At 52.1% G+C, this 25,648-nt stretch carries 20 protein-coding genes and 1 tRNA gene; 7 read left to right on the top strand and 14 right to left on the bottom strand.

Translation table 11 applies throughout. The features are described from left to right. Positions 1–50: 50 nt before the first annotated feature. Positions 51–3,542 carry a bifunctional proline dehydrogenase/L-glutamate gamma-semialdehyde dehydrogenase gene (locus HMPREF2554_RS00245; RefSeq protein ID WP_070553560.1) on the bottom strand — a complete coding sequence of 1,164 codons (3,492 nt, stop codon included), beginning with the start codon at positions 3,540–3,542 and terminating at the stop codon, positions 51–53. A gap of 576 nt (positions 3,543–4,118) precedes the next feature. On the opposite strand from HMPREF2554_RS00245, the gene HMPREF2554_RS00240 reads away from it, so the two are divergent. After that, complete coding sequence (locus HMPREF2554_RS00240) at positions 4,119–5,024, top strand: LysR family transcriptional regulator (RefSeq protein ID WP_004004365.1); 906 nt, start codon at positions 4,119–4,121, stop codon at positions 5,022–5,024. 15 nt (positions 5,025–5,039) lie between these two features. Here the strand turns inward: HMPREF2554_RS00240 and HMPREF2554_RS00235 are convergent, their stop codons facing one another. Continuing rightward, positions 5,040–5,987, bottom strand: coding sequence for a sugar-binding transcriptional regulator (locus HMPREF2554_RS00235; RefSeq protein ID WP_070553557.1), 948 nt, complete (start codon positions 5,985–5,987; stop codon positions 5,040–5,042). 133 nt (positions 5,988–6,120) lie between these two features. On the opposite strand from HMPREF2554_RS00235, the gene HMPREF2554_RS00230 reads away from it, so the two are divergent. From HMPREF2554_RS00230 to glpK, 3 genes are all read left to right on the top strand, one after another. Beyond that, complete coding sequence (locus HMPREF2554_RS00230) at positions 6,121–7,887, top strand: glycerol-3-phosphate dehydrogenase/oxidase (protein ID WP_070553555.1); 1,767 nt, start codon at positions 6,121–6,123, stop codon at positions 7,885–7,887. Positions 7,888–8,153: 266 nt separating this feature from the next. Beyond that, on the top strand, positions 8,154–8,945 hold the full coding sequence (locus HMPREF2554_RS00225; protein ID WP_070523397.1) for an MIP/aquaporin family protein: 792 nt from the start codon (positions 8,154–8,156) through the stop codon (positions 8,943–8,945). A gap of 106 nt (positions 8,946–9,051) precedes the next feature. After that, positions 9,052–10,608, top strand: coding sequence for a glycerol kinase GlpK (glpK, locus tag HMPREF2554_RS00220; RefSeq protein WP_070553553.1), 1,557 nt, complete (start codon positions 9,052–9,054; stop codon positions 10,606–10,608). Positions 10,609–10,799: 191 nt separating this feature from the next. Here the strand turns inward: glpK and HMPREF2554_RS00215 are convergent, their stop codons facing one another. The 3 genes from HMPREF2554_RS00215 to HMPREF2554_RS00205 all read right to left on the bottom strand — a co-directional run bounded on the left by HMPREF2554_RS00215 (position 10,800) and on the right by HMPREF2554_RS00205 (position 13,159). Beyond that, a complete protein-coding gene (locus HMPREF2554_RS00215; RefSeq protein WP_070553550.1) occupies positions 10,800–11,432 on the bottom strand; it encodes an endonuclease III domain-containing protein in 633 nt (210 codons plus the stop codon). A 204-nt stretch (positions 11,433–11,636) separates the two neighbouring features. Then, positions 11,637–11,984 carry a hypothetical protein gene (locus tag HMPREF2554_RS00210; RefSeq protein ID WP_070553548.1) on the bottom strand — a complete coding sequence of 116 codons (348 nt, stop codon included), beginning with the start codon at positions 11,982–11,984 and terminating at the stop codon, positions 11,637–11,639. Positions 11,985–12,181: 197 nt separating this feature from the next. Next, a complete protein-coding gene (locus HMPREF2554_RS00205; protein WP_070553546.1) occupies positions 12,182–13,159 on the bottom strand; it encodes a hypothetical protein in 978 nt (325 codons plus the stop codon). Between the two features lie 197 nt (positions 13,160–13,356). Between HMPREF2554_RS00205 and HMPREF2554_RS00200 the strand changes: the two genes are divergently transcribed. Further along, positions 13,357–13,950 carry a methylated-DNA--[protein]-cysteine S-methyltransferase gene (locus HMPREF2554_RS00200; RefSeq protein ID WP_070553543.1) on the top strand — a complete coding sequence of 198 codons (594 nt, stop codon included), beginning with the start codon at positions 13,357–13,359 and terminating at the stop codon, positions 13,948–13,950. A gap of 98 nt (positions 13,951–14,048) precedes the next feature. Next, the gene (locus tag HMPREF2554_RS00195; protein WP_070553540.1) at positions 14,049–14,753 is read left to right on the top strand and encodes a DNA-3-methyladenine glycosylase I; all 705 of its coding nucleotides are present in this window, start codon (positions 14,049–14,051) and stop codon (positions 14,751–14,753) included. A 110-nt stretch (positions 14,754–14,863) separates the two neighbouring features. On the opposite strand, the gene HMPREF2554_RS00190 is transcribed toward HMPREF2554_RS00195, so the two are convergent. From HMPREF2554_RS00190 to HMPREF2554_RS00180, 3 genes are all read right to left on the bottom strand, one after another. Next, positions 14,864–15,259: a DUF1304 domain-containing protein gene (locus HMPREF2554_RS00190; protein ID WP_013398811.1), complete on the bottom strand. Its 396-nt coding sequence runs from the start codon at positions 15,257–15,259 to the stop codon at positions 14,864–14,866. Between the two features lie 184 nt (positions 15,260–15,443). Continuing rightward, entirely contained in the window at positions 15,444–17,102 is a 1,659-nt protein-coding gene (locus HMPREF2554_RS00185; RefSeq protein WP_041321727.1) for an L-lactate permease, read from the bottom strand. Between the two features lie 616 nt (positions 17,103–17,718). Further along, positions 17,719–17,792, bottom strand: a tRNA-Pro gene (locus HMPREF2554_RS00180). 290 nt (positions 17,793–18,082) lie between these two features. Here HMPREF2554_RS00180 and HMPREF2554_RS00175 point away from each other — a divergent pair. Further along, the gene (locus HMPREF2554_RS00175) at positions 18,083–18,682 is read left to right on the top strand and encodes an NAD(P)H-dependent oxidoreductase (protein ID WP_041321726.1); all 600 of its coding nucleotides are present in this window, start codon (positions 18,083–18,085) and stop codon (positions 18,680–18,682) included. Between the two features lie 93 nt (positions 18,683–18,775). On the opposite strand, the gene der is transcribed toward HMPREF2554_RS00175, so the two are convergent. The 6 genes from der to HMPREF2554_RS00145 form a co-directional block, all read right to left on the bottom strand. After that, positions 18,776–20,365, bottom strand: a complete 1,590-nt coding sequence (gene der, locus HMPREF2554_RS00170; protein WP_070553538.1) for a ribosome biogenesis GTPase Der — start codon at positions 20,363–20,365, stop codon at positions 18,776–18,778. A gap of 92 nt (positions 20,366–20,457) precedes the next feature. Further along, complete coding sequence (gene cmk / locus HMPREF2554_RS00165; RefSeq protein ID WP_013398807.1) at positions 20,458–21,183, bottom strand: (d)CMP kinase; 726 nt, start codon at positions 21,181–21,183, stop codon at positions 20,458–20,460. A 98-nt stretch (positions 21,184–21,281) separates the two neighbouring features. Further along, positions 21,282–22,418 carry a prephenate dehydrogenase gene (locus tag HMPREF2554_RS00160; protein WP_070553535.1) on the bottom strand — a complete coding sequence of 379 codons (1,137 nt, stop codon included), beginning with the start codon at positions 22,416–22,418 and terminating at the stop codon, positions 21,282–21,284. Next, positions 22,418–23,491, bottom strand: coding sequence for a pseudouridine synthase (locus HMPREF2554_RS00155; protein WP_070553533.1), 1,074 nt, complete (start codon positions 23,489–23,491; stop codon positions 22,418–22,420). The genes HMPREF2554_RS00160 and HMPREF2554_RS00155 overlap by 1 nt, the downstream gene beginning before the upstream one ends. Positions 23,492–23,579: 88 nt before the next feature. Continuing rightward, positions 23,580–24,515 carry an SMC-Scp complex subunit ScpB gene (scpB, locus tag HMPREF2554_RS00150; RefSeq protein ID WP_070553530.1) on the bottom strand — a complete coding sequence of 312 codons (936 nt, stop codon included), beginning with the start codon at positions 24,513–24,515 and terminating at the stop codon, positions 23,580–23,582. Further along, entirely contained in the window at positions 24,512–25,504 is a 993-nt protein-coding gene (locus HMPREF2554_RS00145; protein ID WP_070553528.1) for a segregation and condensation protein A, read from the bottom strand. Before HMPREF2554_RS00145 ends, scpB begins: the two co-directional genes overlap by 4 nt. Between the last annotated feature and the right edge of the window lie 144 nt (positions 25,505–25,648).

The raw sequence follows: 25,648 nt of genomic DNA, 5'->3' as shown, positions 1-25,648 counted from the left end.
AGAGACGAGGCATCTCATTCTATTTAGCCCAACTCAGGCTAGAACCTCACTTATCGAGAGGAGATAACACTCTCTGAGAAGGGGTTCGGGTTACCGAAGCGGTGTGCGGTAATCGAAACGGCCTGTTCACGCAGGAAGGGGAGCATCTCGATACGACCGGCCTCGGTCACGGGGTGGAAGTACACAGCAACATCGGGACGACCACCCAAGGCCGTGTACACGGACTTGACGTCATCACCGATGTAACGGATACGAGTACCTTCAAGCGGAGTACCAGCCAGAGCGCGAACCGGAGTCTTAGCGTTAGAAGCCAAGTATGTGCGCCATGCTTCATCGGACTCGACCAGGTACTTGATGCCTTTGTTTTCGAGAATACCGCGTACAGCGACCGGCAGATCCTTGCCCACAGACAGAGCCATCGGCGCACCCGCAGCCAAGCCAGCAAGAACCACACGAACAGCCTCTGCGACAGAGGCGGATTCGTCAGCACGTACCAGAACCTGAGTGGGAACGTAACGCAGAATGTTACGCTCAACGCCAAGCTTCGAGGGATCGTAGCCGTAACCAAACTCGCTCTCCCAAGCTTCAGCATCCGAGGATGCCGAACGGGTCAGGAAGGCGAAATCTTCTGCGGTGCACAAATCGGCATTATCTGCTGTTGCCAGAACTTCACGTACAGCAACTGACTGAGGAACAGCGGTTGCGGTAGCCTCGGTGCGCTCCCAGTCGGACAGTGCAATGAGATAGCTAGGACCGCCTGCCTTGGTACCAGAACCAACAGTGGATTTCTTCCAGCCACCGAAGGGCTGACGGCGGACGATAGCGCCGGTAATACCACGGTTCACATAGACGTTACCTGCCTGCACCTTGGAGAGCCAGAGCTCAAGCTCCTCTGCATCCAGCGAATGCAGACCAGCGGTGAGGCCGTAATCCGGTGCGTTCTGAAGCTCAATAGCTTCTTCCAAAGTATCCGCGGTCATGATGCCCAGGATCGGACCAAAATACTCGGTCATATGGTACTCAGATCCAGGCTTAACGCCTTCACGAACACCGGGACTCCATAGGCGACCGGTATCGTCAAGTTCCTTAGGCTGAATGAGCCAGCGCTCCCCCGGCCCTAGAGTAGTCAAACCACGCAGAAGCTTCTCTTCAGGCTTCTGTGCAACAGGCCCCATCTGAGCTTCAATATCCTGCGGATGTGCCACGTGCAGAGAGTTGACGGAGTCAAGAAGCTGACGACGGAAACGCTCGGACTGTGCGGCAGCGCCTACCAAAATGACAGTAGAGCCTGCGGAGCACTTCTGACCTGCGTGTCCAAATGCCGAGTATACAACATCCTTAACAGCAAGATCGATGTCAGCGTTGGGGGTCACGATGATAGAGTTCTTACCAGAGGTCTCGCCAAACAGCGGAAGATCATCGCGCCAGGAGCGGAAGAGCTCTGCCGTCTCGTAACCACCGGTGAGGATCAGACGATCAACCTCGGGGTGAGAGATCAAAACCTTGCCAGCCTCACGGTCAACAACCTTGACGAGCTTCAGAACGTCCTTGGGAACGCCTGCTTTCCACATGATCTCAGCAATCAGAGCACCAGTACGTGCGGTAATAGTTGCAGGCTTGAAGATAACAGCCGAACCTGCAGCCAGACCGGCAAGAACACCACCGGCGGGAATAGCCGTCGGGAAGTTCCACGGCGGAACAACCACGGTCAAATCAACCGACTGTACATGAGCACCGTCAATCTTTTCCAAGTCCTCAGCAAGCATTGCGTAGTAATAGGCAAAGTCGATAGCTTCAGAAACCTCGGTATCACCCTGATCCAGAGTCTTGCCGGCCTCAGCAGCCATAACTTCCAGAAGCTCGGCACGGTGCAGGGCGATTTCCTTACCAACGTTACGCAGTACAGCAGCACGCTCAGCGCCAGAGAGACGACCCCAAACCTTACCCGATGCTTCAGCATCAGCAACAAGCTGTTCAGCCTCAGCGGCAGAAGTTAGCTCGTTTTCCTTCAAAGTAGCAATACCGATTTGAGTGGTCTTGGAACGCTCAAGGATTGCTCGGCCCCACTCACGGTTGCCAGACAGCGATGGGTCGGTATCGGGTGTGTTCTCAAAACGACCTGCGGGTACGAAGACGTTATCTGCATTCTCAGTCTGACGGTTTTGATGGCGTTTGCCTTCCGGAACCTCATCAGTGACCGAGTTCAGTGAGCGCATAAAGCGGTCTTCTTCGCGCTTGAAGATTTCTTCGTCAGTTGCGAGATCAAAAATACCCGACATGAAGTTTTCGGAAGATGCGTTCTCTTCTAGGCGACGAATCAGGTATGCAATAGCAACGTCGAATTCCTTGGGGTTCACCACGGGCACATACAGAAGCAGGTGTCCCACACGACGGCGAATGATTTCTGCCTGCTGCTCGGCCATACCGATCAGCATCTCGAACTCCACGCGATCCTTAACGCCGCGGTCTTCAGCCAAAAGCAGCGCAAACGCAACGTCAAAGAGGTTGTGCCCGGCAACGCCTAGGCGGATGTTCTTCGCATGCTCGGGACGCAGTGCGTAATCGAGGATGCGCTTGTAGTTGGTGTCTGCAGCCTGCTTGGTGTCCCAGGTGGTAACAGGCCAACCATGCATAACACCTTCCACGATTTCCATGGAGAGGTTGGCGCCTTTAACCAGACGAACCTTGATGGAAGAACCGCCGTTAGCAACGCGCTCCGCTGCCCATGCCTGCAACCGCTGCATTGCGGCGAGAGTATCGGGCAGGTATGCCTGAAGCACGATGCCTGCTTCAAGATCCTTCAGATGAGGCTGATCCAGGATCTTGGTAAAGACCTCAATGGTCATATCGAGGTCTTTGTACTCTTCCATGTCCAGGTTAATGAACTTCTTGGGGGAAGAGGATGCGGCCAGCTCATACAGCGGAGTCAAACGTCGAACTGCTTCTTCGACAACTTCGTCAAATGCCCAGTGCTGATGAGGACCAGAGACAGCAGATACCTTAATAGAAACATAATCAACGTCGTCACGAGCGAGCAGACGCTTAGTCTCAGAGAGGCGATGCTCGGCTTCATTATCACCCAGCACTGCCTCACCCAGCAGGTTAACGTTCAAACGGTTACCACTCTTGGTAAGTTCTGCGATGGCATCTCCCAGTTTCTCTTCGGAAGCATCGACGATCAGGTGACCTACCATTTCGCGCAATACGCGACGCGCCACAGGAACGGTAGGCCACGACATCTTACCGGCCAGCTTGCCGCCGAAGCCAACGGCGGACTTCATGTACCACGGCAAGAAGGAAGGAGCTAGACCAGAAATACGAGATAGGTTACGACCCGAAACGTTGTCGTCCTCAGGGCGAATGACGCCATCGACAAATCCAACGGTAAAGGGCAGACCCTTTGGGTCTTTCAAAACACCAGCCAGTTGCTTGGCAGCATAAGTTGGCTTAATGGACTGAGACTCAGTCACCCATTGACGAACGAGTGCACGAGCGTCCTGAGCCAATTTCTGGTAATGCTCAGATGCGAAAGGATGCGTCATCCTTGACTCCTAACTAACTACGGTGTGCTATAAGCACACGAAGCGTATTGATGTCTCTATTTCACCACAAAAGGGTATTGAATACCTCATTAGAAAAACTGAATGTTTTTGCCAATAATATTTTAGAATATCTAAATATTTTTGGCGGCCACAAATCCCCACTAAGCCCCATGAAATAGGCGGAAGGGCCTGAGCGCACTACAAGCCAAACAACTACCATCCAACCCCACCTCATCCAACATTCAACAAGCACTTTAAACCTTAAAGATTTACGGCTTTAAACCAGACTTGTTTGCAATCAAAATACAGTACTTAGTACTGGACAAAACGAACAGAGTTCATTTATTACAAGAGAATGACATCCCAAAATGTTTATGAAAACTTTATCGTTGCGTCCGTCGTTTCTGCGACACAGAAAGTACCTATTTCGATACCATGAAGAAAAGCTTAAGGTGGTTTAAGATACCGCATCAGGCAGCCTAGTACTCCGCAAAATGAGGGGCAGCAAGACCTATGCGAACAGCGCATCCTTATTCCACTAAACCAACCACGACCGCGCTAATTTAAGGAGACTTTATGTCTGTATCTGATATCCGGCGTATGCAAATGCTTCTGGAGATTCACGAACGCGGCACCATTATCGCTGCTGCGGATGCTCTCAGCTTGACCCCATCTGCTGTGTCACAGCAAATTGCAAACCTCGAAAAAGATACAGGTACAGCATTATTACAACGTGTTGGGCGGCGCGTTCAGCTCACGAACGCCGGTCTTGTCATGGTCGATAGTGCTCGTACTATATTGCGCGAGATAGACCGCATGCAGACAGCAGTAGCAAACCTTGCAGGAGAACCAGCAGGAACCGTGCGCTTGGCGATCTTCCAATCCGCTTCCTTTGCGCTTCTGCCCCGCGCTATCAAATACCTCGAAGAACATGCACCGCGTCTAATTCTGCACGTTCTACAGATCGACCCAGAGACGGGAACTTCGCTCACTCGAAGCCGCGAGTACGACATGGTTCTTTCAGAGGCTTACCCGCACCACCCTATCCCGGAGTATCCAGACCTGCACTCTGAGCTTTTGGTAGAGGATCCCCTGAGTCTTATCGTCCCCGAAGAATCCAGCATCAAATCTCTCAAAGAAGCCAATGAATTGCCTTGGGTTCTTGAGATGGAACAGAATACATCGCGTCAGTGGGCTATCAATCAGTGCCGCACTGTAGGGTTCGAACCAGATATTCGGTACAGCGCAAACGACATGATCACTAATGCAAACCTAGTGCGTTCAGGATGCGCAACCACTATAGTGCCAGGATTCGTACTCTCAAGCCTATCTAACACAAAGGGTATTCGCACAGTAGATCTTCCGGGTAAGCCTTCACGCAAGATCTTTACCGCAGTGCGTACAGAGTCCGCGAAGAATCCGGCCCTAGTAATGGTTCGTGATGCGCTTCAGCACGCCGTTAAAGAAGCGTTCGGCTCATAACAAGAAACCTAAACACTATTTCTCCATCACGGCTCGGGCGAGTTTTTCGTCGAGCACCAGGTCTGTAATAGCGCCCGTACGCAGCGCTCCTCTTAGCGCTGCCGCACGGTGCGTTCCGGAGGCTACGCATATACGACGAGGAATGCGGGAAAGCTCTTGAGGGCTGGGGCCGGATGCCCGACGGTTAATCTCAAGGTCATTCCAGCTTCCATCCTCCCGCAGAAGCACCGTACAGATATCGCCGACGACTCCCTGCTCACGCAATAAGCGCTGTTCTGCCGCATCAAAGTACCCGCCCGAGTACACATGTGAGGGAATAGCACCTCCGAAAGCACCAATACCGAACACCGCTACATCAACCCGGCTTTGTACCTGCAGTGTTGCCTGGATGCTCCGCTCGCGCCACATCGCAGCTTTGGTGTCGGCGAAATCAAAGAATGCGGGCACCGGAAAATGAATCATATAAGCATCGTAGGCGCTTACCATGCGCCCCAGTAGTGTACCTAAATATGGTATTCCAGAATGATGCGCATTACCTGCGCCATTCAGTTGCACCACGCTCACCCCCTCTAGTGGTCGTTTAGGCAGATGCCGCGAGACCTCTGTGAGAGTTGCGCCCCAGGCCACCCCGATGCTTGTGCCGTTATCGACTAGCGAATCAAGAAGTTGCGCGGCAGAGCGCGCAACCTGGCTCATCCTAGCGATTGGGGTAGCATCCCGCTTGGTATTCACGAGAGTAACGCGAACTTTGTACCGCTCCCCCAACCGTTTTTCGAGCTCATGTCGGTTTCTATACGAGTCGTCGAGGCGAATCTGCACCATGCCTGTCTCGCGCGCATTTTTGAGTAAACGCGAGATAGTTGCACGCGATACCCCTAGGCGGGATGCAATGGTATCCATCGTGAGATTCTGGATGTAATACAGCTGCGCGACCTCATAGGTTTGGCTGAGTCGTTCGTTCATTCGTTCCTAACCTTAAGTGAAAATCCGTTCACTCCACTTGGTAATTATTTCACCACTAAGTTTTACTTGAGAGCAATACGTCCTCGGTTCGGCGTGTAGTCCGACCTCCATACTCACAAGAAGAAAGATACCTATGAGCTCTCAACAATTTGCGCAACTTTCGCACCTAACAGCAGAATCCCGTGCACGTGCCCTAGCTAAGATGAGCAGCGGTACTGAACTTGATGTTCTGGTAATTGGCGGCGGCATTACCGGTGCCGGTATTGCCCTCGATGCGGTGACTCGCGGCCTACGCACAGGTATTGTGGAGGCCGGAGACTGGGCTGCGGGCACCAGCGCTTGGTCCTCAAAGCTTATTCACGGTGGCCTACGTTACCTCTATAACCTAGATTTCAAACTCGTAACCGAGGCTCTCAAGGAACGTGGTCTGCTGCTCGAAAAAATTGCACCCCATCTTGTGCACGCGCAGCCCTTTTTGTGGCCATTGAAGACCCCGGTTATTGAACGCTCCTATTCCGCTATCGGCATTGGCATGTACGATGCTCTCGCATATATCGGTTCGCGTGGTAAAAAGGGAGTTCCTTCGCAGCGTCACTTTACAAAAAAGGGCACCAAAACAGTCTTCCCAGATATCAAAGATTCTGCTTTTACCGGCGCTATTCAGTTCTACGATGCCCGTGTAGATGATGCCCGCTTGGTGGTTGATGTTGTTCGCACCGCCAGCGGTTATGGAGCCTTGGCTGCCTCACGCACCCAAGTGGTAGGCATCGATAAAGATGCCTCCGGTAAGGTAGTGGGCGCGCGACTGGTCGATCTTGAAAGCGGACAGGAACTCACGGTCAAAGCCAAGCACATTATTAACGCCACCGGAGTCTGGACCGAAGAATCCGAATCTCTGGCAAACCCGGATGCCGGTCTTGAAGTACTCGCTTCTAAGGGTATTCACATTGTCGTGCCGCGTGACCGTATCCAGGCTACTAGCGGTATTTTCACGAAGACCGAAAAATCAGTGCTTTTCATTATCCCGTGGCAGCGCTACTGGATTATTGGTACGACCGATACCCCGTATACCGAGGATCGCGAGCGCCCTGTAGCAACGCGTCAGGATATTGATTATGTGCTGGAGCAGGCGAATAAGCTGATTGCTAATCCACTGACCCACGACGACATCATCGGTACCTATTCGGGGCTGCGCCCCCTCTTGCAGCCGAAGGTTAAAGGTGATGGTGCACAGTCCACCAAGGTGTCTCGTGAACATACTGTCACGGAGGTTGCCCCTGGTATGAGTGCCATTGCTGGCGGCAAGCTGACTACCTACCGCGTAATGGCGGCGGATGCGGTTGATTTTGCACTCGGTGATCGTGCGCAGGAACGTCCGTCGGTGACGGAAACAATCGCGCTGGTGGGTGCCGAGGGATATCGCGCTATTGAGGCAGGCCGTGACCGTTACGCGCAACGCTATGGTTGGGATGAAGACCGTATTACCCATCTGCTGGAACGCTATGGCGCGCAGATTGAAGATCTTGGTGCGCTTATTGATGCTGATCCAGATCTTGGCAAACCTCTTAAACATGCACCGCAGTTCTTACGCGCCGATGTCGTGTTCGCTCTTCGCTACGAAGGTGTCCTGCACCTCGAGGATGTACTGGTTCGCCGCGTGCGTCTTGACCTTGAACAGCGTGATCGCGGGTTGGCTGCGGCCCCTGAGATCCTTGAGATTATGCGATCCGAGCTCAACTGGGATGATACGAAGGTCGCGCGCGAACTTGCACTCTACACCGAACGGGTAAAAGCTATTCGCGAGGCAGAGTCCACTTCTACCGATGCTGAGGCGTCTGCCAAGATTGTGGCTGTAGACCCGGTGGCTCCCCGCAGGAAGCTCAACGTGCAGCACCACTAAAACTTGTGCGAAGCTCAGAGTTTCGCTCAATACTGCCGCAGGATACGGCATTTATCGTTGCCGTATCCTGCATGGTATGCCTGTTTGATTTAGTATTTTTCCAGCAGGCACACCACCCATAATTTTGGAATCCTACGATATGTTGTATTCCGTGGGATTCCTCCACCTCACAAACGCACCGTCATGGCGCATCCGCAATGGCGCGACCGGGCTACCCAGTAACGTGCCCTAGGGCGGATGTCTTGTACGGCGACGAAAGGAAAAATATGTCTCTCTTGGCTGCAAACATTCCCGTACAGGCGGTAAGCCTGCTGGTGGGAGATAATGGTGTTGCTACCCATCTTGGGCTTTTTGCTTCTGAGCTCTTTGGAACGTTCATTCTGATTCTTCTGGGCGCTGGCGTGGTCGCCGGTGTCTCACTCCCCAAATCGTATGCGAAGGACGCCGGATGGGTTGTCATTACTTTTGCTTGGGGGTTTGCGGTTTTTGCGGCCGTTTATCTTTCCGGGCCTTCGGGTGCGCATCTTAACCCAGCGGTTACCCTTGGTTTAGCGGCGGCCGGTAAAGATTTGACTAAGGGTGTTCCAGCAACTCCGGAAAACATTGCGATCTATATTGTGGCGCAGATTCTTGGGGCTTTCCTAGGTGCTGTTGCCGCGTTCTTAGCCTATAAGAAGCACTTTGATGAAGAGCCCGGTAATCGTCTGGGTATCTTTGCAACCGGCCCCGCAATCAAGTCTTATGGTTGGAACCTGGTGACGGAGATTCTGGGTACATTCGTACTTGTTGGCTGGGTTGTTGCCTCCGGACAGACTCCCTCCGGCTTGGGTCCACTGGCCGTGGCACTTATTGTAGTAGCTGTCGGCATGAGTCTAGGTGGACCTACCGGGTACGCTATTAACCCTGCGCGTGATCTTGGCCCTCGTATGGCCCATGCTGTTCTGCCTATTCGCGGTAAGGGCGGCTCGAATTGGGCGTATTCTTGGGTTCCGATTCTGGGCCCCATCATCGGTGGCGTATTGGCCGGTTTGATTGTGCCTGCAGTCTTGGGATTCTAGAAACCATCATCACACGGTTTAAAGATATTTTGGTGAATGGGCATCACCCATTATTCTTTGTTATGGCGCGGTCATGCGCCCCCCAACCATTTAAGTGAGGTTACTCATGACTACTTCCTTGCATTCGGCAACTTTGGATGTTGAACGTAAATACATTATGTCTATCGACCAGGGCACCACCAGCTCCCGGGCTATCCTTTTCGATAAGGCTGGCAAGATCGTTTCTGTGGGTCAGCTTGAGCACGAGCAGATTTTCCCCAAGGCAGGCTGGGTTGAGCACAACCCCGCTGAGATTTGGGATAACGTGCGTAAAGCCGTTGCAATGGCGATGGCAAACGGTGAGGTAAACCATCACGAGATTGCCGCTGTGGGTATCACCAATCAGCGTGAGACCACGGTGGTGTGGGATAAGAACACTGGTGAGCCGGTTTATAACGCAATTGTCTGGCAGGACACCCGCACCCAAGACGTTGTTGATGAGCTCGCTGGCGATGACGGTGTGGGTAAGTACCACGATGTTGTGGGTCTGAATCTTTCAACCTACTTCTCAGGACCCAAGATTAAGTGGATTCTTGATAACGTTCCCGGCGCTCGTGAGCGTGCCGAACGCGGGGATTTGCTTTTTGGCAACACCGACAGCTGGGTAGTGTGGAACCTAACCGGCGGCGTTGATGGCGGTGTACATGTAACCGATGTTACGAATGCATCCCGCACGTTGCTTATGAACATTCGTACTCTTGAGTGGGATCCGCAGATCGCTGCCGATATGGGTATTCCTATGAGTATGCTCCCCGAAATCAAGTCTTCATCTGAGGTCTACGGCTATGGTCGCCCCACCGGTCTGATGCGCGGCACACCCATTGCCGGTATTCTAGGCGATCAGCAGGCGGCAACCTTCGGGCAGGCTTGCTTTGAGAGGGGCATGGCGAAAAACACCTACGGCACCGGTAACTTCATGCTGATGAACACCGGACATGAGCCCGTTTTCTCAGATAACGGCCTTCTTACGACTGTGGCGTATAAGATTGGGGACGCTGACCCCGTTTATGCCTTAGAGGGTTCGGTCGCGATGAGCGGTTCGCTAATTCAGTGGCTCCGCGATAACCTGGGCATGCTCACCAACGCCTCTGATTCCGAAGCACTAGCAACCTCGGTTGAGGATTCGGGTGGCTGCTATGTGGTTCCTGCATTCTCGGGCCTGTTTGCACCGCACTGGCGTTCAGATGCGCGCGGCGTGATCGTGGGCTTAACCCGCTATGTAAACAAGGCGCATATTGTGCGCGCGGCGTTGGAGGCAACCGCTTTCCAGACCCGCGAGGTGCTGGACGCGATGAACGCCGATTCCGGCGTGAAGCTTTCCGAGCTGCGTGTGGATGGCGGTATGACCGCGAACGAGTTCCTGATGCAGTTCCAGGCAGATATTCTTGGGGTTCCGGTGATCCGTCCGAAGGTTATTGAGACTACTGCGTTGGGTGCCGCCTACGCAGCCGGTATTGCGGTTGGTTTCTGGGACGGCGAGAAAGACGTCGTTGAAAACTGGGCTGAGGATAAGCGGTGGCTACCTGCCATGGAGCAGTCCGAGGTAGACCGCCAGTACCGCCTCTGGAAGAAGGCCGTGGCACGCACCCTCGACTGGGTGGATGAGGACGTGCCGACTTCCTAAGGATTTTCTTCGTACATAAAGTCCGCACTCTTTTGCGTAAAACGCACAGCATCGCTGTTCGAGACATGCAAAAGAGTGCGGGTTTTATATTTTTACTGCATCCCGTACATTTCGCCGCATATCGTACGCTTCTACCCTACGAAATTGCAGGAAAATGTACGGGGTTGTCTATATCAGGTATAAGAACAACCCTAGTTACCAGCAATGGCAGGCCAATAGATTTGCCATCCTCCCGCGGTTCGGGCCGCTTTGCCTGCTTGGACGATTAGCCCATGTAACAGTGCATACTCTTCAACGTTCAATGCTTCAGAACGGATGCGTTCATCGCACGCTTTACGTGCTTGCGTATAGGTGGTGTAATCTCCCCATCCAGCCACGGCGAGAAGCCTGCGCGCATAAGCATCGTAAATAAACACGCCTCGGTGGTAGGCATACAGCAAAATATCGTCAGCGGTTTCCTCACCTACGCCCTTCACCCCAAGCAGCGATGCTCTCAACTGTGTATCACTCATAGATTCAGCAAGGGTATCAGTAGTGAGGAACCAATCGGTGACGGTTTGCAGATAGACGGTTTTAGTGCGCCAATATCCTGAGGGTCGGATCGCGTCTTGCACCACAGCCGAATCAGCTGCAGCAAGTGTTTCAGGAGTGAGGAGGTTGAGGGTACGCAGGTTTGCCAATGCGGTTTCGGTGTTCGTCCACGTGGTATTTTGCACCAATACTGCGCCTACCAGGATCTCGAACTTTGTTTCGGCTGGCCACCACACGCCCACATCAGGAATCGCGCGCTGGAGCACCGTCATCATCTGGCGCATCGATTCCATAACAGACCCCTCCAATAGGTTTTCACGTCATCGCACAGTGCACCTGAAATCTTGACAGAGTTCAATTTCAGCACCTTCACACTTGATATGGATTGAAAACCGGCAATCTCTATTCGGAATCTGAGCTCTCTCTTCTTACAGCGTTGGCAGACTACGCCGTCGAGTAGTTGAGCGACCCAAGACAAGATAAATGCTATTCGAGTTTTAAGAGACAACTCTAGCCATCCAAGTACGAAGCATAGGAATTTCGTTCGGAGCAACGGTCGCGATAATACGTTCACAATCTGCGCTGGTTAAAGCTAAATAATCTTCTGGGACATGATATGCATCTCTGAGTTCTCCTGCATACACACCTGGGAAACCACCGCCCATCAGAAAAGGCTCTTGGCTGGTCTCAAACTGTATATCTATATAATAAACCGGGGCAAAAAATAGCCGCTTGTGTTTACGAGCATCAGGACTGATACTCACGCGCATCGTCGAAAGCGGGAGAACCGGCACGCTCTGAGAATAGTCTCTGGCTTCCTGCTCGCTAGAAAAACGTATGGGCATCTACGCACTCCCTTCAGCACTGCGCATGTCTAGGGTATCAAACCTATCGAAAAAGCAAACAGCCTCTCAGAAGATTAGGTGATACGCCTAGAAGACAGAAATATCCCGTACACTTTCCTGCATCTTCGTAGAGTAAAAGTGTACGATGTGCGGGAAAGTGTACGGGATACGAGTCTATCATCGCAGGATTCGCAGGGTTAACTAGAGATACTCTCAGGTTCTTCAAGCATCTCTGCACGTAGTTTTGCATCACGTTTACGCACACGACGAGCATTGTATTTATGCCCTACGGGGTAGAAAAAATAAAGTCCCACAAGCGTAAAGATAGAAATCATCATAATACTCGTGAATATTCCAGAGAAAACTCCAGCACTCCCCTTTTCTGCAATATCTTTTGCAATATTATTCATGACCGATCCTGGCAGAGTCATTCCGCACAGAACGTAAAGACAAAATTGCCACCATTGGTAACGCACAAAATTTCTACGGAGAGCATAGGTAACAGCGGATTGCAATTCGGCATATCGCGTTCTGAGACTTTGCGACGCCTTCTGAATATTTCGGATGCGCCCCAGCGTCTTGGCTGCATCGAGAGCGGCCTCGTAAGAGACGAAAACAGGCTTACCTTCAAACTCGATTGCGTGCGCCTCAGCAGCGCGCAAAAACAGGCTGGTCTGCGCATCAGTCAGAGAGGAATCGTCCTGCCCCTGCCGTCGCTTATGCGCGCTAACCGTCATGTTCTCAGCAGTATCGAATAACTTTGCGCGAGCCGATACATAGTTAGGTTCTAAGGGGTTCAACTCAATGAGTTCCCCATACCGATCGATCGCAGTTGTAATATGTCCCAGATCGACGGCAATAGCTGCTTCAAGTTCTAGAGCTTCCTCATAGGTTACGGGAAACCCGGAATTGTATGCCAATCGTCGACGTGCTTGGATAACATTAAAATATGCGGTATTAAGTTCCCCTCTATACCGTTGAGCGCAAGCTAGTCCATATAAACCTACCGGGTCTTCAGGTACTAAAACGTTGAGCTTTTGCGCAGCGAAATAAAGATTTATGTCATCACTATCATCAAGATAGTCAAGAACTAGATTACGCCAGTAATCTAGGTTTGGCACCGAATGTACGGTATGCGTGCCCACAGTTTTTTGCGGGTAAGTCAAGGAAGTCATCTTTGGGTCCCGAATTATATGAGTGAAAGAGTGAGTGTGTAAGTTTTATTTTACCCAAAATAACTAAAAAAATTTAAAAATAACTATGTATTTTATATCATAATTTTTATATAATAATATGCAATGTAAAGTTTTTCTACGTCATGTTTTCGCGGCAGAGTTTATGATTAAGGAAGTAAAAACGCAAAGGAGCTGTCATGAGCGAGAAGAAACCTAAAGCACCACAAGAGCCCATTAACAACACAGCAAAGCGCTGGCACAGCCTCATCGACAGCCCAGTAGGACGCCTTTATCTTGCAGCAAGCGCCAAAGCTCTTACCGGGCTTTGGTATGAAGAACAGACACATTTTCCAATACCAGACGAGCTCGGTGAGTTTATTCCAGACCCCTCGGCAATCGCTGCAAACAGCGAACCAGCGCCTGCAGCGAGCATCCTTAAGCACACCACTCGCGAACTGCAAGAGTATTTCGCCGGCAAACGTACAACCTTCACAATTCCTTTAGCGCCTGAAGGAACAGATTTTCAGCTCATGGTATGGAAATATTTATGTTCAGTCCCCTACGGATACACCACAACCTACGGAACCATCTCACATGCCGTGGGACCAGGCGCACCCGCGCAGGCGGTCGGACAAGCTGTTGGGCACAATAAAATTTCAATCATCATCCCTTGCCATCGCGTTTTGGGGTCCAATGGCAAGCTCACCGGCTACGCAGGCGGGCTCGACCGCAAACAGTTCCTTCTCGACCTCGAAGAACCTGCAGAAATTCGCGAGGGTCGACTCTTTTAGACTCTCGACTATTTTATCGAAATAATATTCTATAGTTGCCTTCCAGCTGAATTTCTATATACTATACTAGTACATATTTACGATACTAGGAGGTAGTCATGGCGTCAGATAATTCTGCGAACGCTGTCGCTTCTGGCAAAGTCGAAACGAGTGCAGACCGAAAATATCCTGCTTGGGTACGTCATGACCTTGAACGCGACTACTACGATAAGGAGTGGGGCATACCTATCACCCATGAAACCGGGATGCTTGAACGGGTGTGCCTCGAAGGATTCCAGGCCGGGCTTTCGTGGTATACAGTCTTAGTCAAAAGGCCAGTGTTTCGAGAAGTCTTTGCCGATTTTGTTCCTGAAAAACTTGCAGCCTTTACAGACGATGATGTCGAACGGCTACTCCACGATAAACGTATTATTCGGAACAACCTCAAGATTCGCGCCACGGTCTCAAACGCACGACTAACTCTTAACCTACGCGAGCGTGCAGCTGCTGGAGACGAGTCATTAGCGGGATTTTACCTTCCGAATGGGTTATGGGTTGAACCTGGTTTACCTGCTTTTATCTGGTCTTTCCTTCCCGAAAGCACTATTACTCCGAAAACTCTTGAGGAGGTTCCTACGCAAAATGATGTCTCTGCAGCCATGTCGAAAGCATTCAAGAAGCTCGGAGGCAAATTTCTAGGTTCAACTAGCTGTTATGCTTTAATGTGTGCCATTGGTATGGTGGATGCGCACCTAGTAGACTCACACCGGCGTGGGTCATCAGGCTTATTTACTCCCGAGGGAGAATTGCATCGGGGCTCATAGGTACAAAGGTTTTTGTTAAAACGAAAAAGGTTCCTGCCCCGCCTACTGAAAGGCGAAAGCAGAAACCTCTACTGTGTGGCTAGTTGGGTCTTGTTTTTTAAAGCCCTGCGTTATGACACCATCGTGAAAAGCAGTACGAGAGATAGGATTGGCGGTACACACTGAATCAGCGCGGGTTTACGCTTATCCGGTGAGGTCGCGAAGAGATAAATTCCCGCGACGGCCATCGAACCTAGACCGGCAAACATGAGGGCGATGCCAACTTGAGGCAGACCACCAACCCAGAACGCTAACAGGCCGGTTGCTGCAATCCAGGCCAGCATGAGATTGTAGAGCCCTTGATTTGCAGCCATTTCTTTGGAGGCTTCGGCAAATTCTTCCGTGGTACCGAAGGTATTCCGACCCCGAGGTTTAGTCCACAGGAAAGTCTCAAGAATCCAGATATACACGTGAATAGCGATGGACACGAATGCGAAGACCGTGACGACGCTTGCCAAGGTAGACATTGTTATTTCCTCTTTCTCGAAGGTAGTCGGTAAATCAAGCACCAATTCTACTATCTCATCGTCATAATCCGTAAGACAGCCAAGGCTCAAGGATAAACAAGAGGAACCTCCTCCCACTTACATACAGAATACGCCAGCTCATACCTCGTTCGAGGCACAAGACTGGCGCATTCGGGGGTATGTGCTAGTGGACGACGAGCGACAGCAGGTATACCCACACGCAGGTCAGCACCAGCAAAATGGCGCTGTACTTGATCGCCATTGAGGTGATCTTCGACTCCTGCCCAGAGCTTTCCACAGATGCAGCCGCAATAGCGATAGACTGCGGCGAGACAATCTTCGCCATCACACCGCCGGCGGTATTTGATGCCACCAGCAGGGTGGGGTTCACGCCGATCTGGTGAGCGGTAGTCGATTGCAGACCCGCGAAGAGAATATTGTTGTTAACCACCGAACCGGTCACAAAAACGCCAATCCAACCAATAATCGGTGAGAAGAATGGGAAGAATGTACCCACCGTCGCAACGGCCAGTGCGATGGAAGAGATCATACCCGCATAGTTCATCACGTTAGCAACTGACATCACAAGACAGATCATAATGATGGGCGTCTGCAGCTGTTTCCAAGCACCGCCCAGCTCTTCGAAAGCGGCCTTCCAGCTGATGGAGGAGAACAGCACGGTAATAATAACAGCCACAAGGATCGCGGTACCCGAGGCTCCCAGAATATTCCAGGTGAAGACGGCTTTCACAGGGGTCGGGTTTTTAGCGATAGGAGCCACCTGCTCGATCGCCCCATGAATACCAGGAACATTGACAAGGATATTAGTGAAACCTAGGGGGCCATCGCTCTCCCCTGCTTTAGCTGCTTTAGCGAATACCGGTTTTAGAACCGTAGACCAGAGCAGAATTGCGACGGACAGGTAGATGAATGGGCTCCAAGCCTTGAATATTTCACCGGAGGTATGCTTGGTCTCGCCTTGTGCTTGCACTTCCTCCAGGGAGGGAGCGGTAGGCTCACGGAAAATATGCTTGGGTTGCCATGCGCGCATGATGAGAGCCAAAACGATCAATGATAGAAGCGGCGGAATAATATCAACCAGCTCAGGGTTTCCCAAGGTCAGTAGCAGAAGGGATTGTCCGCCAGAGTAAACGGCACCAACAATCAGAGCCACCAAGCCGGTTTCGCGTAACCCGCGTATCCCGTCTTGGATAACGACCATGAGCACTGGGATAAGCATCGCAAAAATCTGCAGCACAGGAACCATATTTGCCGATAATTCGGCCAGAGGAATACTGCCTTTTTCGGCGCCGGTGCTGACCGGAATACCGATAGCACCGTATGCACCGGATGAAACGTTAGCAACCAGCGCGAACATTGCGGCCTTGAGCGGGTTAAACCCGAGGCTGACCAGCAAAGCCGCACAAATTGCGATCGGAATACCGAACCCTGCCGCGCCTTCGAGAAATCCACCGAAGCAGAATGCGATCAGCAGCATCTGGATACGCTGGTCAGTGGAGATGGCCGAGATAGAGGAACGAACAATGTCGAAGTGACCGGAACGCACTGTAATGCGGTATAGCCACACCGCCATGAGCACGATCCAGCCGATAGGCCATAGGCCAGCCAAGAAACCATAAAGGATTGAGCCCGCTCCAGCGCCTACTGGCAGCCCAAATACGAAGATTCCGATACCGAGTGCGAGTGCGAGAGAAATAATCGCCGCTTTGATACCGCTGAGTTTGAGAATGGTTAGTCCAAGGAGGAAGAAGACAATGGGGATTACCGCTACTAGTGCTGAGAGCATAGTGGAATTGAGCGGGTCATATACCTGCTGCCACATGGTTTTTCCTTTCCGCGACATACGCGGTTCTTAGTGGTCACTGCGTACCGCTAATGTGGATTAACGTGGGTTCATGAACTTTTACCCAAGATCCACGGTTGCGATTCTGTGGTTTTTGGCTATGAAAGCCAGTGTGTGCGGATGTTGCTTCCACACTGCGCTACCAGTACCTCTTTGTAGTGTCAAGGAATTTACCTTGGCAGACCAGCTGTAGACACCTCATCCACTCCAAAATATACCACTATCGACAGAATAATTCGCAAGTATTCCCACTCAAAGACAGGAACATCATAGTTGTACTTTCACCTAAAGCGTATTCTTGCCTAGTGAAAGCCATAATACGCAAAGTATACGAATCGAGACAAAAAACGATATTGATTCGCGAAATAATCTATCCAAGAAAGAGCTTGCAGTGACATCGCCCTCACAGATCTAAAGAATGTTCAGATGCGGTAAAAAATACGAGAGTAGCAGCCCAATAACCAAGACGGGGATTACCCGTACCACGGCAGAGCTTAACAAAAAACGGCGTTGTAGACAGAAAACAGCGATATACGATAAACCCAATATAAAAACGCTCCAATCGATAGTTTTACCGATTAGAGCGTCTTCTGCGTCGGGTTGACAGGATTTGAACCTGCGACCCCTTGACCCCCAGTCAAGTGCGCTACCAAGCTGCGCCACAACCCGATGTACATCACACTATTATGTACCGTGTTTCCAGGAAATCCCTGCGAACACTCGAATAACTATACCCCAGGTTCTCACCCCGTGCAACTTAGAAAACGCGAAAATACTGGATTTTTCGCTGCCGCTCAATATATATTCCACACAGACGACTAAGGGAACTTTGAGAACATAGCGTCTCTTCAGAATGCTTGGATTCCTGCCAAAGCCCTGCTTGCATATGGGCTACTGCGATGACAGTGTTAAAACACACTGACTCTTCACAGACGCTACAGATTTTTAGAGAGGGCATCATGAAAAACCTCATTATTTTCGATCATCCCTACACTGCCGAGGCTTGGCGTAATATCCCCCATCAGCGGTCTTTTTGCGCTGCCCTATGCAAGAATATAACCGATAAACTTGAGGCACGCGGCGACGAGGTCGATCTTCTTGATCTACATGCCGATGGTTTCGACCCGGTCATGCGAGCAGAAGATCTTGCTAACTGGCGTCGTGGTAATCCCATCACTAACCAGATAGCGGACTATCAGGCGCGTGTAAAATCCGCAGATCGCTTGATCTTTATCTTCCCTATCTGGTGGGATTCTATGCCCGCCATGACCAAGGGCTTTATCGATAAAGTCTACGCCAAAGATCTGCTGTACACACAGCCTAGCGAATACCGGCTTGTCACTACGCTGAATCACGATACCGAAATCGTTCTTGTAACCCCGCTCGGTATGCCCTTGCCCATATACAAATACATCATGCGAGCGCCCGCCGTCAGAATTTTCAAACAAAGTATTTTCCGGAAGACCGGGATCAAAAATTTCCGGTGGCTTCCTTATGCGCGGGTAGACAAAATGACAGCTGAGCAACGCGCCCAGTTACTCGCAAACGTACCTTTTTAGATGAGCGCGACGAATTAGCCAAGGGAAGCATAAGCACCCCACCAAAGATATAAAGGGTGGGGTGCTTATGCTCGTTCACGTTTGGGTAGCAAGTTAGCGTTTGCGTGAGCCCTTGCCGCTCTTTTTCGCTTTGCTCCCCTGACGGTCCCCGAGGGAGCGGCGTTCGCGCACGCGCATCGAAATTTCGATCGGCGTACCTGTGAACTCAAAGGTTTCACGCAGGCGGCGCGTGATAAAACGCCGATACCCCGGGTCTAAGAACCCGGTTGTAAAGAGCACAAACTTCGGCGGGCGTGAAGACACCTGTGTACCGAACAGGATGCGCGGCTGCTTACCGCCACGCAGCGGATGGGGATGCGCCGCCGCCAATTCACCTAAGAAAGCGTTCAGTCGCCCGGTTGGGACACGCGAATCCCAAGATTCCAGCGAGCGTTCCAGGGCGGGAACCAGCTTATCTTTATGCCAGCCGGTTTTTGCCGAGATATTCACACGCGGAGCCCATTTCACATGTGCCAGGTCGCGGTCAATTTCGCGTTCGAGCATGTCGCGGCGTTCCTCATCGAGGGTATCCCATTTGTTGAAGGCCAATACCATAGCGCGACCGGAATCGATCGTGGTCTGAATGATGCGCACATCCTGCTCGCTCAGCGGTTCGGAAACATCCAGAAGTACGACCGCGACTTCGGAGCGTTCCAGAGCTGTCTGGGTGCGGAGTGAAGAATAAAATTCAGCGCCTTTCGCCATATGCTGACGACGGCGAATACCTGCTGTATCGATGAATCGCCACGGGTAACCCCCCAGATCAATAACCTCATCAATAGGGTCGCGTGTAGTACCCGCGAGATCGTTCACGACGGCGCGTTCGGAACCCGCTAGTTTGTTCAGCAGTGAGGATTTACCCACGTTGGGGCGGCCGATAAGTGCCACACGGCGAGGTCCGCCCGGTGCCTCCGGCTGCGCGTACTGGGAGTGCTCGGGCATAACCTCTAGAAGCTCGTCGAGGGCATCCGCCAGGCCACGACCGTGCAAACCCGAAACAGGGAAGGGCTGTCCCATGCCCAGCGACCACAGGCTGTAGATTTCCGGTTCCAGGTGGGAATCATCGATCTTATTTGCCATCAGAATGATAGGCTTCTTGACACGGCGAAGCATACGCACGATCTGTTCGTCTGAGGCGGTAATTCCCACGCGTGCGTCCACAACGAGGATGACAACATCGGCCTGCTCAACCGCAATCTCTGCCTGATCCGCTACCTGAGCGTCAATACCACGAGCATCGGACTCCCAGCCGCCGGTATCGACAAGGGTAAAGCGTTTGCCAACCCATTCGGCTTTATAGGAGACGCGGTCGCGAGTCACGCCCGGCTTATCTTCTACCACGGCTTCCCGACGCCCCAGAATGCGGTTAATAATGGTGGATTTTCCCACGTTGGGGCGCCCCACGATAGCTACTACAGGATCGGCGAATTGTTCGTTGTCTTCGTCAAAGTCAAAGCCCCAAGCGCCAAGAAGGGCACGGTCTTCTTCATCAAGGTCATAGTCGTCGAGTCCTTCCAGAAGAGCCTGCGCACGCGCTTCTGCGGTTTCGTCGTCAATATCGGCTAAACGTTCGGTGAGGTCATCTTCTCCGCCGCCTAGGTATTTGTCTTCGTAGTCGTCGCGGGTAGCGTCGTTCTCAGCCATGCGCCGTCCTTTCTTCTGCGCGAACGCCAGCTTAAGGCTTGTCCTAGCAGCTTTAATTTCTCACTAGTATGTTCGCTGTCTTTTCAAGTATTTTATGCGGTCTCGGTCCCTGCAGAGGCATCCCGTGATGCTTGTCGTTTCGCCTTCACCTGTGCATTAACAGCATTAATAACTGCTGATACGGTCTCGTTAAAATCCAGATCCGAGCTGTCTACCAAGGCTACACCGGGGGCGGCTTCCATAAAATTGTTTACCTTAGAATCCTGGGTATCGCGTTCAGAGATCTGCTGCGTAAGGTCGCCGGACTCCCCTGATTTTTCGGTGTTCTCTAGTCCACGGCGTGCCATGCGTACCTCTTCCGATGCGGTTAGCAGTATGCGTGCATCTGCATCCGGTGCCACCACGGTCGTAATATCTCGCCCCTCTGCCACAATACCGTTGACTGCGTGGTTGATCGTCCAGCGCTGTAGCTCGATGAGGTGTTCACGAACGGCAGGCACAGAGGCTACCGCAGAGACGGCACCAGAAATTCGTTCAGTGCGGATTTCCTCGCGAATATCGGTGGTGCCCATCAAAATTTCTTCTTCTTTGATATTGGTTCCGAAGACGAGCGGCATCTCTCGCACAGCTTTCCCGATAGCGTCTTGGTCAGCAAGATCAATATCGAGTTGAAGTACACGATAGGTTGCGGCACGATACATAGCGCCTGTGTCTAGATACGCTAACCCGAAATGGCGTGCGACTTCTTTTGAGACCGATGATTTTCCAGAACCTGACGGTCCATCGATCGCGATCGTAAGTTTAGGGTTCTCATGCATAACATTACTTTCTGTCTGCGAGGGGTCCCGCATGTTGAGTGTCAAAATAATCTTGAATATCCAGGCTTACGGGGGGGGTAACTGCTAAATAACGCCAGCTATTTTACGACTTTCCAGCCTCGTTCCGTGAGCCCGTCTACCAAATAGTCGTGTTTTGCCGGGTTTACCGATACCTCAGCCATGCCGACGGGCGCGCCCGTGGAGTGCTCCAGCCGCAAATCTTCAAGGTTAATCCCCAAGTCACCAATATCTGCCAGCATCCGTGCCAAAGTTCCGGGCTCATCATCAACCAAAACGGTGAGGGTCGCAAAAGCCGTCGGAACTCCGCCGTGTTTACCGGGGATGCGCGCCACACCAGCGTTGCCTTCGCTCATCAGCTGCGCAAGATCAAGCTTGGCGCCCGATGCCAAAGGATCTTCCAATGTTTCAATCAGACGGTTTAAATCTTCTCGCACACCATAGAGGCTCTTCACGATAGGCGCTGCGTTCGCCGCAAAAATCTGCACCCAGAGTGCAGGGTCGGAAGCAGCAATGCGAACCGTATCGCGAAGCCCTTGCCCCGCTAAACCAAGCGCATATAAGGGAGTTTCCTGCAGCCGAGTCGCTAGCAGGGAGCTCATAGCCTGCGGCAGATGGGAAATCAACGCAACCGTTTCGTCGTGTTCTTCAGCGCTAAGAGTCGTCACGAAAGAGCCAAGCTCTACCGCAAGGGCGCGCACTAATCGCACGCACTCGATACGTGCATCGTCATGTTCGCAGATAATCCAGGGACGCGCCTGAAAAAGCTCCCCACGCGCCGCAACCGGGCCGGTCTTTTCACGCCCAGCCATCGGGTGCGAACCAACGTATCGTGAAGCATCAGCATCAGAGGCGAGTACCTGTTTTAAAGGCTGTACTTTAACGGAGGCAATGTCGGTCACGGTAGCGCCCGCATATCCGGGGCTAGGCGCATACTCCCGCAATGCCTGTATGCAAAGTTTTCCGGCTATATCCGGCGGAGAAGCCACAACTACCAGCTGCGGGGTGAAAGACTCACGCTCATCGGGCTCAAGGGTATCGAGCCGGGTTCCTGCTCCAATATCTTCGGCGACGGCTTCAACGGTGGGCGAAATATCCTGCAGATAAACTTCAAGCCCCGCAGCACGCAAACCTAGCCCGATAGATGCACCCAATAGGCCAGCCCCTACCACGAGGACCGGTCCTTCCAGCATGGGGGTCATAGTTGTTTCTGTCATTACATCTCCACCGAAGCAAGCAGATGCCCAATTTCGACTTTAGAAAGATTACGAACAGTCCCCTGCTTCTGCGATCCGATACGAATGGGACCCATCTGCACACGAACAAGTTTCTCCACAGGATACCCCACGGCTTCAAAGAGGCGGCGCACAATACGGTTCTTGCCCGAGTGAATGGTCACTTCAATCAGCACATGGCCGGGCGCCGAATCCACAAGTTTAAAGGAGTCCACCCTCGATACGCCGTCTTCAAGGCGAATACCTTTCTTCAGCTCAGCGCCAATACCTGATTCTACTGGACCGCGCACCTGCACCAGATACGTTTTGGGTACCTCATACGAAGGATGTGTTAAACGGTTTGCGAGCTCGCCGTCGTTAGTAAGAAGCAGCAGACCCTCGGTTTCCACGTCTAATCGTCCCACATGGAAAACACGCTCATTCATAGAGTCACGTAGAAAATCTTTAATGCATGGGCGGCCATCGGGGTCTTCCATCGTAGAAACGACGCCAGCAGGTTTATTGAACGCCATGTAGATGAGCTTTTCGTTAGTCTGCACGGTCATACCATCAACCTGCACAATCACATCGGCAGGATTAACACGCACCCCCAGCTCGGTCACGACCTCACCGTTAACGGTCACTCGTCCTTCCGTGATCATCTCTTCACATACACGACGCGATGCAACACCTGCCTGCGCCATCAATTTTTGCAGGCGTACACCGTCGTGATCATAGAAATCAAAATGATCCACAGGCGCGTTACGGGGACGGCGTGGGCGATGTGGCCCAGAGTAGTTATTTACCCTGTATTCGCCGCGCTCATGTGGGAAAGCTTCGCCGGAACGATAGGGGCGATGCGGCGCCCGCCTATCCCGCTTGGAAGCACCCGCACCGTGGCTACGCGCGGCGCGTGGAGACCCTGATGTACCGGCTTTAGGCTTTCCGCCGCCTGAAGTTTTGCCGCTAAATTTACCGCCTCGGGTTGAGGAGCTAGCGCCCACGCCATTACGTTTCGCGCCGGGTCGAGGTTTCCGCGACCCGGGGTTTTTACCGCGAGAGTTTCCATATGCCATAGTCTTATTCCTTATGTCGTTCGTCTGAAGTTTTCACAAGATTTTGGTGCCCACCGCTTCCTAGGTTTAGTCCGCGAGCGCCGATAGGCTAGTTACGATTACCGTGTTCAGAGGGACTGTCGGAAAGCACCGCTGCCTCGGTTTCATCAGGTAAAAGAGGTGCAAGCGCAGGAAGCTCCTCCAGAGAGTTGAGACCTAATTTTGTCAAGAAAAGTTCCGTGGTTTCGTAAAGAACCGCGCCGGTGCCGTCCTCTTTACCGGCCTCGCGCACGAGCTGGCGCTGTAGCAGCTGACGTACCGATGCATCTGCGTTTGTTCCTCGGACTGAGGCTATTGCGGCACGCGTAACCGGCTGCCGGTAAGCGATAACTGCCAGGGTTTCATATGCGCTTTTGCTCAGGGTAGCGCTCTGTGAACGGGTCACAAACCTCGCTACCCAGGGAGCAAAATCGGTGCGAGAATACAACCGCCAGCCACCGGCAACTTGGCGAAGCTCAAAACCACGCGGCTCGTGGGCTGGAGTGTCTTCACCATATTCCGAATCGTCACCGTTATATTCACGATAAAGCTCATCAAGAGCACGCTCAATACTGCGTTCATTGACAATCAGGGCGGCAGAGAGTTCGCGCACGCTTACAGGAGTATCAGCAACAGCAAGAATAGCTTCAATAGCGCTTTTCACGCCCCCAGGAATAAGCTCAACGCGCGAGAATTCCTCTGCATCAGCGGCAACCGCTCGGGTTATCTTCGCGGGATGCCGAGCATCCGAAGACGTTATATTTTTATCAGAATCGCGCTCAGTCTCGGCTTTGTGTTCCTGGTCAGTAGAAGTCTGCTCGGGTACCGAGGCATTTTCGCGATCAGATTCTTCTCCGGATTCACTGTCTGTCTCAGTATCGGCACTAGGATCCCAGTAGCCTAGGTTCACCATCGCTAAATCATTCTCGGTGAATTCATCCTCAAATCGGCTTCCCTGCTGCTGCGCGGCTGTCTTACCAGCAGAGTTGAAGGATTCTTCGCTCATGCGGTCTCCTCCCCTGCGTTTTTAACGCTCTCTGAAAAGGTAAGATCATCCGGGCTATCGCGATGTTCTGGGCTGTAGCCCTGCCCTGTATCATGTGCTGAAACTGCCGGTTCAGCAGGAACAAAAGCACGCGCATATTCGGTAGCACGTACCGAAATATCGGCGAGCGGCGCATCCTGATGTACGTCTACCGCGCCCTCTTTATACAGTTCTAAGAGCGCCAAAAAACGCACAACTGCAATGTCAAGTCCCTGAGCATCATGCACCAGTGCCGAAAATGTTACCGATGATACCGTCGGTTTATACGCAAGAAGTGCATCCAGAATATATTGTTCTTCGTGTGCAATCGTTGTTGAGGCGCCGTGAAGGTGTTCATTCAGTTCCTCAGCAACATCAGCCGGATTCGGTTCTAGATTAGTCGAAGGTTTTGGGGCAAATGCTTGCGCTGCAATACGCGCAAATTCCTCCACTCCCCCTTTGAAAACAAGCTCTGGAAGGGCCTTCACAAATACAGGTTCCAGCGCCACGGTCCGCGGAAAGCGCTGGGTCTCTTCGCGCCAACGATCAGCGAAAATAGCGGCTACCTCACGGTAGGCGCGATACTGAAGCAACCGAGCAAAAAGCAAATCACGCGCTTCTAGAAGAGCCACATCCTGATCTAGCGGTTCATGATTCTGCGGGAGTAGCCGGGCGGCTTTAAGCTCTAGCAGAGTCGCGGCCGTTACCAAAAAATCGCTTGCCTCATCTAATGCGCGTTCGGTGCCCTGTGAATATAAGGCATGCAGATACTCCAGGAACTCGTCGGTTACTTCAGCAAGCGCAATGTCTGTAATATCGAGCTTACGACGTGTGATCAGTGTTAGGAGAAGGTCGAATGGACCCTCAAAATTCGGTAAATTAAGCGTGAATCCGGCACCGTTCACCGAATTGGAGGCATCAGGCGTCTCATGCGGTGTCGGTACCCTCACGGCAGCGACATTTTTGGTCATAGGTGACCGATTTCCTTTACTGGGGGTTGCAGGATAACCTGCGAGATCATGAAAGATACAGGATGTACCGCCCATATTATACGTGCCTTGACACCATACCTTCAAGGTTTATAGGTGGTGTCAAGGCACATGGGATCCAGGATC

The sequence above is a fragment of the Rothia sp. HMSC071F11 genome, from assembly GCF_001809115.1.
GTDB lineage: Bacteria > Actinomycetota > Actinomycetes > Actinomycetales > Micrococcaceae > Rothia > Rothia dentocariosa.
This window is presented reverse-complemented; position numbering and strand designations above follow the sequence as displayed.

Excerpts from the sequence above, each read along its gene's own strand:
- HMPREF2554_RS00245 (WP_070553560.1), bottom strand. The coding sequence starts at position 3,542 with ATGACGCATCCTTTCGCATCTGAGCATTACCAGAAATTGGCTCAGGAC.
- HMPREF2554_RS00240 (WP_004004365.1), top strand. The coding sequence starts at position 4,119 with ATGTCTGTATCTGATATCCGGCGTATGCAAATGCTTCTGGAGATTCAC.
- HMPREF2554_RS00235 (WP_070553557.1), bottom strand. The coding sequence starts at position 5,987 with ATGAACGAACGACTCAGCCAAACCTATGAGGTCGCGCAGCTGTATTAC.
- HMPREF2554_RS00230 (WP_070553555.1), top strand. The coding sequence starts at position 6,121 with ATGAGCTCTCAACAATTTGCGCAACTTTCGCACCTAACAGCAGAATCC.
- HMPREF2554_RS00225 (WP_070523397.1), top strand. The coding sequence starts at position 8,154 with ATGTCTCTCTTGGCTGCAAACATTCCCGTACAGGCGGTAAGCCTGCTG.
- glpK (WP_070553553.1), top strand. The coding sequence starts at position 9,052 with ATGACTACTTCCTTGCATTCGGCAACTTTGGATGTTGAACGTAAATAC.
- HMPREF2554_RS00215 (WP_070553550.1), bottom strand. The coding sequence starts at position 11,432 with ATGGAATCGATGCGCCAGATGATGACGGTGCTCCAGCGCGCGATTCCT.
- HMPREF2554_RS00210 (WP_070553548.1), bottom strand. The coding sequence starts at position 11,984 with ATGCCCATACGTTTTTCTAGCGAGCAGGAAGCCAGAGACTATTCTCAG.
- HMPREF2554_RS00205 (WP_070553546.1), bottom strand. The coding sequence starts at position 13,159 with ATGACTTCCTTGACTTACCCGCAAAAAACTGTGGGCACGCATACCGTA.
- HMPREF2554_RS00200 (WP_070553543.1), top strand. The coding sequence starts at position 13,357 with ATGAGCGAGAAGAAACCTAAAGCACCACAAGAGCCCATTAACAACACA.
- HMPREF2554_RS00195 (WP_070553540.1), top strand. The coding sequence starts at position 14,049 with ATGGCGTCAGATAATTCTGCGAACGCTGTCGCTTCTGGCAAAGTCGAA.
- HMPREF2554_RS00190 (WP_013398811.1), bottom strand. The coding sequence starts at position 15,259 with ATGTCTACCTTGGCAAGCGTCGTCACGGTCTTCGCATTCGTGTCCATC.
- HMPREF2554_RS00185 (WP_041321727.1), bottom strand. The coding sequence starts at position 17,102 with ATGTGGCAGCAGGTATATGACCCGCTCAATTCCACTATGCTCTCAGCA.
- HMPREF2554_RS00175 (WP_041321726.1), top strand. The coding sequence starts at position 18,083 with ATGAAAAACCTCATTATTTTCGATCATCCCTACACTGCCGAGGCTTGG.
- der (WP_070553538.1), bottom strand. The coding sequence starts at position 20,365 with ATGGCTGAGAACGACGCTACCCGCGACGACTACGAAGACAAATACCTA.
- cmk (WP_013398807.1), bottom strand. The coding sequence starts at position 21,183 with ATGCATGAGAACCCTAAACTTACGATCGCGATCGATGGACCGTCAGGT.
- HMPREF2554_RS00160 (WP_070553535.1), bottom strand. The coding sequence starts at position 22,418 with ATGACAGAAACAACTATGACCCCCATGCTGGAAGGACCGGTCCTCGTG.
- HMPREF2554_RS00155 (WP_070553533.1), bottom strand. The coding sequence starts at position 23,491 with ATGGCATATGGAAACTCTCGCGGTAAAAACCCCGGGTCGCGGAAACCT.
- scpB (WP_070553530.1), bottom strand. The coding sequence starts at position 24,515 with ATGAGCGAAGAATCCTTCAACTCTGCTGGTAAGACAGCCGCGCAGCAG.
- HMPREF2554_RS00145 (WP_070553528.1), bottom strand. The coding sequence starts at position 25,504 with ATGACCAAAAATGTCGCTGCCGTGAGGGTACCGACACCGCATGAGACG.